The sequence below is a fragment of the Streptomyces sp. NBC_01515 genome, from assembly GCF_045040345.1.
Taxonomy (GTDB): Bacteria; Actinomycetota; Actinomycetes; order Streptomycetales; family Streptomycetaceae; genus Streptomyces.
In genome coordinates this window covers 7066305-7079743 of record NZ_CP109416.1, presented here as the reverse complement: position 1 = coordinate 7079743, position 13439 = coordinate 7066305, and the positions used below count along the sequence as shown (strand labels likewise).

11 protein-coding genes are annotated in these 13439 nt (G+C 70.7%); 5 read left to right on the top strand and 6 right to left on the bottom strand.

Annotation, left to right across the window (positions count from 1 at the left end):
• Positions 1–73: 73 nt before the first annotated feature.
• Positions 74–1534: an amidase gene (locus OG407_RS32250; protein WP_405863072.1), complete on the bottom strand. Its 1461-nt coding sequence runs from the start codon at positions 1532–1534 to the stop codon at positions 74–76.
• A gap of 143 nt (positions 1535–1677) precedes the next feature.
• Between OG407_RS32250 and OG407_RS32245 the strand changes: the two genes are divergently transcribed.
• On the top strand, positions 1678–2463 hold the full coding sequence (locus tag OG407_RS32245; RefSeq protein WP_405863071.1) for a hypothetical protein: 786 nt from the start codon (positions 1678–1680) through the stop codon (positions 2461–2463).
• A 7-nt stretch (positions 2464–2470) separates the two neighbouring features.
• On the opposite strand, the gene OG407_RS32240 is transcribed toward OG407_RS32245, so the two are convergent.
• Positions 2471–2866 (bottom strand): VOC family protein, encoded by a 396-nt coding sequence (locus tag OG407_RS32240; protein WP_405863070.1) that lies wholly within the window; start codon positions 2864–2866, stop codon positions 2471–2473.
• 120 nt (positions 2867–2986) lie between these two features.
• On the opposite strand from OG407_RS32240, the gene OG407_RS32235 reads away from it, so the two are divergent.
• The 3 genes from OG407_RS32235 to OG407_RS32225 are packed head-to-tail and all read left to right on the top strand — an operon-like array spanning position 2987 to position 6102.
• A complete protein-coding gene (locus OG407_RS32235) occupies positions 2987–4009 on the top strand; it encodes an ABC transporter substrate-binding protein (protein ID WP_405863069.1) in 1023 nt (340 codons plus the stop codon).
• 21 nt (positions 4010–4030) lie between these two features.
• Positions 4031–5020 (top strand): FecCD family ABC transporter permease, encoded by a 990-nt coding sequence (locus tag OG407_RS32230; protein ID WP_405863068.1) that lies wholly within the window; start codon positions 4031–4033, stop codon positions 5018–5020.
• On the top strand, positions 5017–6102 hold the full coding sequence (locus tag OG407_RS32225) for a FecCD family ABC transporter permease (protein ID WP_405863067.1): 1086 nt from the start codon (positions 5017–5019) through the stop codon (positions 6100–6102). The genes OG407_RS32230 and OG407_RS32225 overlap by 4 nt, the downstream gene beginning before the upstream one ends.
• 184 nt (positions 6103–6286) lie before the next feature.
• Here the strand turns inward: OG407_RS32225 and OG407_RS32220 are convergent, their stop codons facing one another.
• Positions 6287–7327, bottom strand: coding sequence for an NAD(P)-dependent alcohol dehydrogenase (locus OG407_RS32220; protein ID WP_366489441.1), 1041 nt, complete (start codon positions 7325–7327; stop codon positions 6287–6289).
• Between the two features lie 172 nt (positions 7328–7499).
• On the opposite strand from OG407_RS32220, the gene OG407_RS32215 reads away from it, so the two are divergent.
• The gene (locus OG407_RS32215) at positions 7500–8432 is read left to right on the top strand and encodes a helix-turn-helix domain-containing protein (RefSeq protein ID WP_405863066.1); all 933 of its coding nucleotides are present in this window, start codon (positions 7500–7502) and stop codon (positions 8430–8432) included.
• On the opposite strand, the gene OG407_RS32210 is transcribed toward OG407_RS32215, so the two are convergent.
• The 3 genes from OG407_RS32210 to OG407_RS32200 all read right to left on the bottom strand — a co-directional run bounded on the left by OG407_RS32210 (position 8422) and on the right by OG407_RS32200 (position 13176).
• Positions 8422–8934, bottom strand: a complete 513-nt coding sequence (locus OG407_RS32210) for a hypothetical protein (RefSeq protein WP_405863065.1) — start codon at positions 8932–8934, stop codon at positions 8422–8424. The two genes, OG407_RS32215 and OG407_RS32210, sit on opposite strands and share 11 nt — an antisense overlap.
• 34 nt (positions 8935–8968) lie before the next feature.
• Entirely contained in the window at positions 8969–9739 is a 771-nt protein-coding gene (locus OG407_RS32205; RefSeq protein WP_405863064.1) for a group II truncated hemoglobin, read from the bottom strand.
• An 83-nt stretch (positions 9740–9822) separates the two neighbouring features.
• Positions 9823–13176: a S8 family peptidase gene (locus tag OG407_RS32200; RefSeq protein WP_405868727.1), complete on the bottom strand. Its 3354-nt coding sequence runs from the start codon at positions 13174–13176 to the stop codon at positions 9823–9825.
• Positions 13177–13439 lie beyond the last annotated feature (263 nt).

Genomic DNA, 13439 nt, shown 5'->3' with positions numbered 1-13439 from the left:
GCCCCGCGCGATTCCACGACCGGCCGATTCCACGACCGGCCGATCCCGCGCCTGTCCGACCGGGCCCGGGCCCCTACACCGGCGCCTGGAAACCGCCGATCCGCTCCTCCAGCAGTTCCGCCAGCCGCAGCGGCGTCCGGTCCTCGAACATCGGCCCGACGATCTGCACCCCCACCGGCAGCCCCTCCGGCGACCGCCCCGCCGGTACGGCCGTGGCGGGCAGCCCGGGCATGGTGGGCAGGCCCGCCCAGACGAGCTGGTCGAAGTACGGGTGCGGTACGCCGTCGATGTCGAGCCGGCGTGCCAGCGGATCGGGGTTGTGGTCGTGCGGGAACGCGGGCGTGGGCGTCACGGGACACACCACGGCGTCGAACGCGCCGAAGAGCCGCCGCCAGCCGTGCCGGTGCAGCTCGCGGCGGTTGTTCGCCTCGATCCAGTCCCGGTGGCTGAACACCATGCCGCGCAGCCGCGCCGCGTCGAGACTGTGATCGTCCGGGCTCAGCCCGGCGGCACGGGTGCGCAGTTCCTCGTACGCCTCGACGGGGAAACGTGCGACCGAGCCCGAGAACAGCAACTGCGTGTAGAGCAGGGCGGCTTCGGCCAGGTCGGGCAGCAGCGGACTGTGCCGTTCGACGCGGGCACCGGCGTCGGCGAGCGCGTCGGCGACCCGGTTCACGCCCGCCCGCACCGCGGACCCGGTCGGGATGAACGGATGCTCGTCGAGGACCAGGACCCGGAAGTCGCCGAGCCGCTCGTGGCGCGCGGGCGGCAGCGTCACGTCGTACGCCACGCCGAGCGTCAGCGGGTCCGGTCCGGCCATGACGTCGAGCAGGAGGCCGAGGTCGCGGGCGGTGCGTGCCATCGGGCCGGCGACGGCGAGGTCGAGTTCGACCGGCAGTACGGGCGCGTCCGGCGGGACCATGCCGCGGGTCGCCGCCAGCCCGAGCGTCGGCTTGTGCGCGTAGACACCGCAGAAGTGCGCGGGGGTGCGCAACGAACCGGCGAGGTCGGACCCGATGGACAGCGCGCCGAACCCGGACGCCAGGGCCGCCGCCGATCCGCCGGACGAGCCACCCGACGTACGGCCGTGATCCCAGGGGTTGTTGGTGGTGCCGTAGATCTCGTTGAAGCTCTGTATGTCCTGCAGCCCGAACGGCACGTTGGTCTTGCCGAGCACCACCGCGCCCGCGCCCTTGAGCCGCGAGACCTGCACCGCGTCCTCGGCCGGCAGATGGCTCCGGTGCTGCGGCATGCCCCAGGTCGTGGGCAGTCCGGCGATGTCGTACGACTCCTTGACCGTCACCGGGATGCCGAGCAGCGGCCGGTCCTCACCGCGGGCGCGGGCCTGGTCGGCGGCGCGTGCGGCGGCCCGGGCACGGTCGAAGTCCGGCACGCAGACCGCGTTGACCGCCTTGTCGTGCCGCTCGATACGGCTGATCGCCTCGTCGGTCAGTTCCGCCGAGGACACGTCACCGGCGCGCAGGGCGGCGGCGAGTTCTTCGGCCGTCGGGAAATTCCACAGGTTCGGCTCCATGGATCCGACCGTAACGACCATGCCGAGAAGCCACGAAATGCCGCTTCGCGCAACGGAGTTGCCGTGTCGACCTCCCTCACCAGCATGGCCCCGGGCGGCAAAAGAGTGTGACAGGCCCCAGAGGGCCGGGATTTGATGCGTCCGTGAACGCGCCGAGCAAGCCCAGTGACCCGAGTGAGCCGAGTCCGCTCGCACCCAGCACCTTCCTCATCGGCGGCGGATGGGCCACCCCCGTCGTCTACGAACCCTTCCTCCGCGCCGCGGGCAGGTCCGCCGGGTCCGCGCCCCGCATCGCCTGCGTGATCGTCGACGAGGGGGAGGGGGACGGGGAGCGTCAATTCGCCCGCTACGAGGGCGCGTTGAGGAGTGCCGGTGACTGCACACCCGTTCCGGTGCTCGTGCCGATCGGCCACCGATTCGACGTCGAGGCGGCCCGTGACGTCGACGGGCTGCTCGTGTGCGGTGGGCTGACCCCCGCCTATCAGGACGCCTTCGCGGACTGCCTCGACCGGTTGCCGCGGGTGCTCGCCGAGCGGGGTGTCCCGTACGCCGGGTTCTCCGCCGGGGCCGCCCTCGCCGCGCGGTCGGCTGTCGTCGGGGGGTGGCTGCTCGACGGCGTCGCGGTGTGCCCGGAGGACACCGCCGAGGACCTGGACGAGATCGCCGTACGGGACGGGTTCGGGCTGGTGTCCTTTGCCGTGGACGCGCATGCGGCGCAGTGGGGGACGCTGCCTCGGCTCACCGCCGCCGTCGCCCGGCACCGGCTCCCCCATGGCGTCGCCGTCGACGAGAACACGCTGGTCGAGGTGGCGGCGGACGGCCGTGCCCATGTCTCCGGGCTGGGGCGCGCGCACTCGGTTCGGCCGTCGGCGGACGACGGCGTGCTCGTACGGTCCTACGGCGCGGGCGAGTCCTTCCCCGCTGCCTGAATCCGCATCAGCCTCCGCTCCCGTACGGCCGCGTCAGGATCTCCAGGACGTGCCCGTTCGGGTCGTCGAAATACACCCCCCGGCCGCCGTCGTTCGTGTTGATCTCCCCCGCGCGACGGTGCGCCGGGTCCGCCCAGTACGTCAGCCCCGCCGCCCTGATCCGGCCGAAGATCGCGTCGAAGTCGTCCTCGGAGACGAGGAACGCGTAGTGCTGCGGGGTGATCTCGGCGAAGCCTGAGCCGGGTTGGTCCATGTAGTCGAGGGTCACCCCGTTCGGGATCGCCACCGGGATGAACGGGCCGTACTGCGGGCTCACTTGGAGGCCCAGGAGGTCGGCGAGGAATCGGGCCGACGTGTGTTTGTCGTGCGCGGTGACGATGGTGTGGTTCAGCTGCACGGTCATCGTGTGGGCCTCCTCATGCCCAAGCTACTCCGACAGCAAGCTAAGGTAAGCCTTACCTGGCCGGATTTGATCGGAGAGACAGTGATAGTGCGTGCGTTCAAGAGGAAGGCTGTCACGGCGATGGTCGCCGTGTCCGCCGTCGGGGGGTTGCTGGCCGGGTGTTCGTCCTCCTCCGCCGACAACGATGCCGAGAAGACCGGCGACGGCTCGCAGAACAAGGTGATCGGCGCCTCCGAGGGCCCCGCCGCCGCGCCCAGCACCCTCGCGACCGGCATGGGCTCGGACAACGACACCGACGGCACCTTCCCCCGCACCGTCACGCACTTCGAGGGCAAGACGACGATCAAGTCGAAGCCCACGAACATCGCCGTGCTCAGCACCGGACAGCTCGACGACCTGCTCTCCCTCGGTACCGTCCCGACCGCCACCACCCGCGCCGACAACGCCGGCCTCGTCCCCGACTACCTCGCGGACGCCTTCCCGGCCGACAAGTCGAAGCTCGCCGCGATGACCGACGCGGGCACCCGACAGGCGCCCAACCTGGAGACGCTCGCCGCCGCCAAGCCCGACCTGATCCTCGCCAACGACTCGCTCGGCGACCTCTACCCCAAGCTGTCGAAGATCGCGCCTACCGTCATCACCGCCGGCAACGGCATCAACTGGAAGCGCGACCTCCTCCTCGTCGGCGACGCGATCGGCAAGGGTCAGCAGGCGCAGAAGCTGCTCGACGGGATCGTCGAGGACGCGGGCGAGAAGGGCGAGGCGCTGTCGAAGACCTCCGTGTCGATGCTGCGGTTCACGCCCGGCAGGACCCGGATGTTCGGTGTCTCCTCCTTCACCGGTTCCATCGCCGTGGACATGGGGCTGGACCGGCCCAAGTCCCAACAGTTCAAGGCCATTTCGGAGGACATCGGCGCCGAGAGCATCGACAAGGCCGACGGCGACTGGATCTTCTACTCCGTGCAGGGCGACGCGGCCAAGACGGATGCCGCGAGCGTGCTCGCCGGCCCGCTCTGGAAGTCGATGAGCGCGGTCAAGGCCGGACACGCCGTCAAGGTCGACGACGACCCCTGGTACCTCAACGCCGGCCCGACCGCCGCCCGCCTCGTCGTCCTCCAACTCGCCGAGGACATCAGCAAGTAGCGGATCAACAGAGAGTACGCAGTGAGCGTCAGACGTCTCGCCTGGCCGGCGGCCACCCTCGCGGTGGCCGCCGCCGTGCTGCTCAGCCTCGCCGTCGGCACCCGCCCGATCCCCCCGTCCGAGGTGCTCAACGCCCTTTTCCACGGCGGGAGTTCACCGGACGCCCTGGTCGTACGGTCGCTACGGCTGCCCCGCACCGAGATCGGGCTGACGGCCGGTGCGGCACTGGGCGTCGCGGGCGCCGCGCTGCAGGCCGTCACCCGCAACCCGCTCGCCGACCCCGGCATCCTCGGCCTGAGCCAGGGCGCGGCGGCCGGCGTCGTCCTCGCCATCGCGACCGGCCTCGCGAGCGGTTTCAGCGGCTACGTCTGGTACGCCTTCGCCGGCGCCGTCGTCGCCGCCTGCCTCGTCTACGGCATCGCCGCGCGCGGCCGGGGCGGGGCCTCACCGGTCAAACTCGCCCTCGCCGGTACGGCGTTGTCGGCGATGACCGCCGGTGGTACGACCGTCGTCCTGACGTCGAGTTCGGCGACGCTGGACCAGTTCCGGTTCTGGCAGGTCGGCTCACTGAGCGGCCGGGACGCCGACACCGTCGTAGCGATGCTGCCGTTCCTGGTGGCCGGGGCGCTGCTGGTGCTCGCCTGTGCGCGCGGGCTCGACGCGCTGGCCCTCGGGGACGAGACGGCGCGGGCGCTGGGGCATCGGGTGGGGGTCGTGCGGGTGTGTGCGGCGCTCGGGGCGACCCTGCTGGTGGCGTCCGCGGTGGCCGCCGCCGGACCGATCGCGTTCGTCGGCCTCGCCGTACCGCACCTGGCCCGGCGCCTCACCTCCGGCGGGCATCGCAGTCTGCTGCCGCTGTCCGCACTGCTCGGCGCCGCGCTGCTGGTCGGGGCGGATGTGGCGGGGCGGGTCGTGCGCTCTCCCGCCGAGGTGCCGGCCGGGGTGATGACGGCGTTGGTGGGGGTGCCGGTGCTGGTGGTGCTGGTACGGCGGAAGGGGACGGCCGTATGAACAACGCGCCCCACCCCGCCGAGCCCGCCCCTGCGACCGACGCCTTCCGTCCCACCGGCGTCACCGTCCTCCGCCCCCACCTCACCATCTCCCTACTCCTGCACCGCCGTTCGGCCGTCGTGGCCGCAACTCTCCTGCTCGTGCTGGCCGTTGCGATGACCGCCGCCGCCTGCTGCGGGCAGACCTACATCTCGCCCGCTGCGGTGTGGCACACGCTGCGTACCGGTTCGGGGCAATACGACCTTGTCGTCAACGAGTTGAGGGTTCCCCGGATCGCGCTCGGGGCGCTGGTCGGGGTCGCGCTCGGGCTCGCGGGAGCGCTTGTGCAGACCGTGACCCGGAATCCGCTCGCCAGTCCGGACGTGATCGGGGTCGGGCACGGTGCCGCCGCCGCGACCGTGCTCGCGCTGTCCGCCGGGATGGTGAACTCGCCCAGTGCCATGCCCGCCGTCTCCGTCCTGGGCGGACTCGCGGCGGCGGCCCTCGTGTATGTGCTGGCGTGGCGGCACGGGATGCAGCCAAGTCGGTTCGTGCTGACGGGGGTTGGGATCGGGGTCGCGCTGTCGGCCGTGGTGCAGCTGTATCTCGCGGACAGCGAGTTGCAGGCCGCCGAGCAGGTCAAGCTGTGGCTGACCGGTTCCCTCAACGGGCGGGGGTGGGAGCAGGCGGGGCCCCTGGCCGTCGTACTACTGGTGTGTCTGCCCGCGTTGGTGTGGGCGAGCCGGGCCGTGCGGCCGCTCGGGCTGGACGCCGACACCGCGGCCTCGCTCGGGGTGCGGGTGGACCGGACGCGGCTCGCGGTGACCGTGCTCGGGGTGGTGCTGGCCGCGACGGCGACGGGGGCGGCCGGGCCGATCGGGTTCGTGGCGCTGACCGCGCCGCAGTTGGCCCGGCGGCTCACCCGTACGCCTCAACTGCCGTTGGTGTGCTCTGCGTTGACGGGTGCGGTGATCCTGGTGGCCGCCGATCTCGCCGCGCGGACGATCCTGCCCCCGCTGGAGGTGCCGGTCGGCGCGCTCACCTCGCTGGTCGGTGGGCCGTATCTGCTGTGGCTGCTGGGGCGGAACAGGGCGGGGGGCTGAGGTTCGTCGGCGGCTGCGGGTGCGTCGTGGCTGGTCGCGCAGTTCCCCGCGCCCCTTGGTAGGGAAACGCCAGGCGTCTTTAGGGGCGCGGGGAACTGCGCGACCAGCCCCCACGGGCCCGCACTCGACAACGCACCGGGCCCCGGAGCCGCAGTGCTCCGGGGCCCGGGTTGAAGCGACGCCGTCAGATCGTGGCCACGTCGATCACGAACCGGTAGCGGACATCACTCGCCAGCACCCGCTCGTACGCCTCGTTTATCTGGTCCGCGGAGATCAGCTCGATCTCGGCGCCGAAGCCGTGCTCGGCGCAGAAGTCCAGCATCTCCTGGGTCTCCGGGATGCCGCCGATGCCGGAACCGGCGAGGGTCTTGCGGCCGCCGATCACGGAGAACAGGTTGAGGGAGACGGGCTCCTCGGGGGCGCCCACGTTGACCAGCGCGCCGTCCGTCTTCAGCAGCGACAGGTACGCGCCGAGGTCCAGCGGGGCCGACACCGTGGAGATGATCAGGTCGAGGGTGCCGCGCAGTTCCTCGAAGGTCTTCGGGTCGCTGGTCGCGTAGTAGTGGTCGGCGCCGAGCTTCAGGCCGTCGTCCTGCTTGCGCAGGGACTGCGAGAGGACGGTGACCTCCGCGCCGAGCGCGTGCGCGATCTTGACGCCCATGTGGCCGAGGCCGCCCATGCCGATGATCGCGACCTTCTTGCCGGGGCCGGCGTTCCAGTGCTTCAGGGGCGAGTACGTGGTGATGCCGGCGCAGAGCAGCGGCGCGGCCTCGTCGAGGGAGATGCCCTCGGGGATGCCGAGGACGAAGTTCTCGTCGACGACGACCTTCTCGGAGTAGCCGCCGTAGGTGGGCTCGCCGTCCTTGCCGACGGAGTTGTACGTGCCGACGTTGCCGCCGGTGCAGTACTGCTCCAGGCCCGCCTTGCAGTTGTCGCACTCGCGGCAGGAGTCGACCAGACAGCCGACGCCCACGCGGTCGCCGACCTGGAACTTGGTGACGCCGGGTCCTACCTCGGAGACGATGCCGGCGATCTCGTGGCCCGGGACCATCGGGAAGGTGGCCTTGCCCCAGCCCTCGCGGGCCTGGTGGATGTCCGAGTGGCAGATACCGGCGAACTTGATGTCGATCAGGACGTCGAACTCACGTACGGCCCGGCGCTCGATGGTGGTGCGCTCCAGGGGAGCCTTGGCGGCGGGGGCTGCGTATGCGGCGACTGTGGTCATGCCGAAAGTCTCCTAGCGGGGGGATGTGCGCCCGGCTGCCTTCCGGCCGGGCACGCTGCAAAGCCTGCCCGAAAGTCCCGGGGCTGCCCAGACCACGCTTCTGCGTACGTCCGCTGTGCCTACCACCAGCGGGATCAGGCTCCTGGACGTAGGACCGGGAATACTGGGCCGTATGGACGAACAGCCCGAATCCTCCCCCGCGCCCCCGGACCCCGGCCGGCACCTGGACCGACGCGCCGAGCTGAGCGAGTTCCTGCGCACCCGGCGGGCCCGGCTGAAGCCGGAGGACGTGGGGCTGCCGGACTTCGGGCGGCACCGCAGGGTACCCGGGCTGCGCCGCGAGGAGCTGGCGCAGCTGGCCGGGGTCTCGGTGGCGTACTACACCCGCCTGGAGCAGGGCAACGGCCGGAACGTCTCGGCCGAGGTCCTCGAAGCGATCGCCCGCGCCCTGCGCCTGTCGGACGCCGAGTCCTCGCACCTCACCCACCTCGCGAAGCCGAAGCAGCACAAGAAGAAGCCGTCGGCCCCCACCCAGCACGTGCGGCCTCCGCTACGGCAGCTGCTCGACTCGATCGAGACGGTCCCGGCGTACATCTCCGGCCGCCGCTCGGACATCCTCGTCTGGAACCGGATGGCCGCGGCCGTCTTCGGCGACTGGTCGGAGCTGCCGCCGCAGGAGCGGAACTGGGCGCGGCTGGTGTTCCTGCGGCCCGAGTACCGCGAGCTGTTCGTGGAGTGGGAGCAGAAGGCCACGGACATCGTCAGCATGCTCCGGATGGACGCGGGCTGCCACCCGGACGACCCGCGCCTGTCCGCGCTGGTCGGCGAACTCTCCGTGAAGAGCGAGGAGTTCAGGCGCCTGTGGGCCACCCACGACGTCAAGGAGAAGACCTACGGCGTCAAGCGCCTCCACCACCCCCTGGTCGGCGACCTCACCCTCCACTTCGAGGGCTTCCGCCTGAGCGACGGCTCCGAGCAGTCCCTGGTCACCTACCACGCGGAGCCGGACTCTCCATCGGCCGACGCCCTGCGCCTGCTGGCGAGCTGGGGCACGGACGCGACCCGGGCGGGGGCGTCGACCCAGCGCCCCGACCTCACTCCGTGACGCCGAGATCTGCCCGCATCAGCCGCCGCATCGCGGCCAGCCGCGGCTCGGCCTCCTTCAGGTCGAGCAGAGCTTCCTCGGCACTCTCGCCGTCCCGGGCGAGGCCGCGATCCAGGCGTTTCACGACGGCGTCGACACCGGCGAGCACCTGGTTCACCGCGCGGGACGCGTCCAGGATCCGCTCGGGCACGACCATCTGCGCCTCGGCGTACCGATCCCGGTAGTCCCGCCGCGCCTCCTCCAACTGATCGCGCTCCAGCTCGGTGTAGACACCGTCGCGGATCCGGTGCAGGGCGTCCTTGAGCAGCGTGTGGAACTGCCGCGAGGCCCGGTTCATCGCCGTGTAGGCGTCCCGCCGCTCCTCGAACCGCCGTGTCCGCTCGGCGACTTGAGCCTCCTCCGCGCGCTGCCGGGCGGTGAGGCGCTGACTGAGGACGGGGGCGAAGAGGGTGCCGAGCACGCCGACGACGGCGGTGATCATGGCGGTCACGGCGACGGTCATGGGGTGACCCTACGACACCCCCTGCACGGCAGTGTCACCCCTGATAGGGCGGCATCGACCCCCAACTCCAGCGCGGCACCGGCTGCTTGGCGGGCGGTTGCGCGTCCGGGCCGGAGAAGTACACCGCCAGCCGCGTCCCCCACTCCACGTACGCGAGGAACGCCGACCGGAACTCCGCGTCCGTCGGCAGGCCCGCGTCGTCCGCCGCGTCCTGGATGAGGTCGACCCACCGGCGGCGCTGGCGCTCGCTGATGTTCTTGCCGAAGTGTTTGGCGACCATGTGGCCGTGGTCGCCCTGGGTCTCGGAGTAGGTCGCCGGGCCGCCGAAGACCTCGCCGAGCCAGAGGGCGACGTGCGCGGCGTGCGCGGGGGCCAGACCGGCGAAGAGGGGTGCGAGGAGGTCGTCCTTGAGCACCTTGTCGTAGAAGACCTCGGTCAGCCGGGAGAAGGCCTCGGCGCCGCCCGCCCAGTCGTACGGGGTGGGGACGGCAGAGCCGTCGCCGCGCACCGGTGTCGGCTCGTAGTGGCGCATCTCCTCGATGTTCTCGACGTACGGGCCGATCTCGGCGAGGAACGGCGGGAACAGCTCCGACCTGCGGAAGCCCTCCAGGTGTGCCTCGGTCGACGTCCAGGTGATGCGCAGGACGAAGTGCTCGGCGTCCTCCTCGCAACGGGCCAGTTCGTACGCCACGCACTGCGGGGCTGCGGCCAGCTGTCGTGCGGCACGGGTGTAAGCGGCCAGGAACTCCACCGACCACTGCTCGGGGATGCGGTACCGGATGTACTCGACGGTCTCGGCTGTCATGGGGCCACGGAAACACGAACGGCCCGCCGGAAGCTGCACTTCCGGCGGGCCGTTCGCTGTCGGCCTACTCAGGCACTAGCGGCTCACTTGCCGTAGTACGCGTTGTAGATCGAGATCGTCGACTTGTTGCCCTTCTTGTCGGCGATCTTCGCGTGGAACGAAATGGCCTTGCCCTTGGCCGGGTTGGTGACGGTGATCTTGCCGTTGACGACGTTGACCTTCTTCCAGGTCTGGCCGTAGTCGTACGACACCCACACGCCCAGGGACTTGAGGTTGCGGCCGGCTGCCGCGCCCTCGACGGTGACCGGGATCGTCGCCTTCTTGCCGGCCGCGACCCGGCTGTCCAGGCCGGTCGTCGCGTTGAAGCGGGCCGTGGACACCGGGAGTTGGGCCATGTCGGCGCCGGACGGCTTCTTCGAGGAGAACGTCCAGCTCGCGTCGATCCGGGTGGAGGCGGCGGCGACCTTGACGCTCCGGATGACCGAAGTGGTCAGCTTGTACGAGGCGTTGGCGGCCGGGACCTTGAACACCTCCTGGCCGAGCAGCGGGTCCTGGTTGGAGCCCACCTTCGTGCCGTTGCGGTACAGGGTCGTGTTGACCGAGGTGAACAGCGACGAGCCCGCGTGCTGCGCGGAGTCGGCGAACAGCGGCACGATTCCGGAGATCTCGTTGCCGTTGCGGTACACGCCGTAGACGTCGTCGAGGTGCGGGCCGAAGACCGCCGTGTTGAAGGTCCGGGTGTACGTCCGGCCGGCCTTGAAGGTCTCCAGGTCGTTCGAGACGTAGAAGGACTCGGCGATCGGGAAGCCGTCCGGGCCGAGCGCGCCGTCCTGCTCGAAGTCCAGCTCCCACAGCGCCCCGTTGATGGTGGAGACGTGCAGGACGCGGGTGCCGGGCAGCGGCTGCGCGATGCTGGTGGAGGAGGCCCCGCCGCCACCGTCGGGCAGGTAGCCGAAGGCGAGGAGCAGGCCGGTCTTGCCGCTGGCCGCGGCGCCCATGCGGGCCTTCACCGTGGCGAGTTCACTCGCCTTGTAGTGCTTGGTGAAGCCGGTGGCGATCTGCTTGACCTTGCCGCCGGTCGCGGTGTCGTACTGCTCGTCGGTGCCCTTGAGGAAGTGCGCGTCCCACTGCTCGGCGAGCGAACCGTCGGTGATCTGGGGACCGAGGTGTGCGGAGCGGAAGTTGGCGTACGTGTCCAGGAACCAGCCGAAGGAGGCGCCGCTGTCCGCCGTCGTGACCGTGTAACTCGGTGACGCGAAGGCCGACTTGGCGCCGGTGTCGGGCACGGTGATGTCGACCGGCTTGGCGGTGCGGGCGTCGATCGTGACCGAGGTGTTCTTGGCGATGTCCAGCTTGGGCTGGGCGATCCAGTCGGCGCCCTTGGTGAAGTCCTCCGGGTCCACGAAGATCCCGGTGTCGAGGATGTAACCGCCCTTGGGGACACGGACCTTGACGGTGCCCGAGGCGTCGTACGGGGTGAAGTAGCTGTCGGCGCCGAGGCCGGACAGGCCCGCCACCGTGGCCGAGTAGTACTTCGCGGGGCTGCCGTCACGGTTGATGAACTTCAACGTGAGGTCGTACGACTGGACTTCGCGCACCACGGCCGCGGCCGTACGGACGCTCTGCCCGCCGCCCGTCGCCGTCACGTACGCGGAGTAGGCGCCGTCGAGCGTGCCGCCGAGCTTGGTGTTGACGGTCAGGCCGACCGGGGCCGTGCCGCCCGCCGGTACGGTCACCGACGTCTTGGCGAGCTTGAAGAAGCCCGAAGGAGCGGCCTGGCCCTTGGGGTTGGTGGCGGCCACGGTGAGCTTGAGGGTGACGGCCGCGGTGCCGAGGTTGCGGTAGGTGACCTGCTTGGTGACCGGGGTGTCGTCGGTGTGCGGCCACTGCTGGACGCCGAAGCTCTCCGACACCGGGTCGGCGATGACGTTCTGCTTGATGGCCTTGTCGACGGCGATCCGGCCCGAACCCTGCTCGAACGGCGTGTAGTTGCCGCCCTTCGCGGACCCGGTGAGCGCGCCCTTCAGCTCGGCGTAGCCCCAACTCGGGTGCTCCTGCTTGAGGATGGCGGCGGCACCGGCGACATGCGGGGTCGCCATCGACGTACCCGAAATGGTCAGGTAGCCGGGCGGGTTCTCGCCGACCTCCTTGTCGATGACGCTGCCCGGGGCCGCGGCGGCGGTGATGTCGACGCCCGGTGCGGTGACGTCCGGCTTGATGGCGCCGTCGCCGACGCGCGGGCCGGTGGAGGAGAAGTCGGCGAGCTTGTCGTTGCCGTCGACCGCGCCGACCGTGATGGCCGCGTCCGCGCTGCCGGGCGAACCGATCGACTGGGGGCCCTCGTTGCCCGCGGCGATCGCGAAGAGGATCCCCTTCTCGGCGGAGAGCTTGTTGACCTCCGCCTCCAACGGGTCGATCCCCGGGGTGTCCTGGCCGCCGAGGCTCAAGTTGACGATGTTGGCGCCCTGTTGGGCCGCCCACTCCATGCCGGCGAGGATGCCGGAGTCGTCGCCGGAGCCGTTGTCGTCGAGGACCTTGCCGTTGAGGATCTTCGCGTCGGGCGCGACGCCCTTGTACTTGCCGTGCGACATCGCACCGGTGCCCGCCGCGATGGACGCGACATGCGTGCCGTGACCGAAGTGGTCGTTCGCGTCGGCCGCCGTGGAGAAGTTCTTGGACTCGATGACCTGCGTCTTCAGGTCCGGGTGGTCGGCGTCGACTCCCGTGTCCAGTACGGCGATCTTGACGCCCTTGCCGGTGTAGCCGGCCGCCCACGCCTTCGGGGCGCCGATCTGCGGCACGGACTTGTCGAGGCTGGCCTTGCGGACGCCGTCGAGCCAGACGTGCGCGATGCCGGCGGCCGACTTGTCGCCGTTGGTGACGGCCTTCCACAGCTCGGAGGTGTCCTGCTGCGGGGTCTGCACGGCGTCGGCGTTCAGGGTCTTCAGGGACTGGCGCAGCCTGCCCGCGTCCCGGACATCGGCCTTGGTGGCGGTGGCGGCGCCCTGGTAGCCGACGATGACCTTCAGGCCGGCCTTCTGGGAGGCGCGCTCCGCCGACTTGTTCAGCTCGGTGACGTCGAAGAGCCGCTGGTCGAGCTTGCCGGACGCGATCAGCTGAGCCGCGTCGACGGGTATGACGAGCGTGTGCCCGTCGACCTTGCGGACCTGAACCGGTATGTGTTCACGGCCCTTTGCCGGCTGCAGACCGGCGACCCGGCCCTTCGCGTCTACGGTGACGCGGTCGCCGGTGATCAGGGTGATGCGGTGCTCACCCTTCAACCGGGCCTGTGCGGCGCCGAGTTGCGGGGCACCGGCCGCACGCTGTTCGGAACTGGCCGTGTTCTGCTCGGACTTCGCCGACGCCGGGCTGGTCATTCCGGCGGCGAGGGCTACGGCGGCGGACGCGGCGACGGTGGCCGCGCACGCTCTCTTCACGTGTCTGCGCAAGGCTCCCCCTGGAGCTGAGGTACCGGGCGAATTCCCCGTTCACCCGACCGGGGGAAAGCCCGCACACCCGTGCGTGACACCCCCCGGAATACGCAGTATGCCGAGGGGTGATCACCCGCTCAAGAGATGAGAGGCGGGTAAGAAAGCGCATCCGCGAACTGTTACGCCGCCGCCCGGACTCCGTTACGCAGTCGACGGGTGAAGCGCGCGAGAACTCCGCTAGGGCTCCGCCGAATCACTCATCTGAGCGC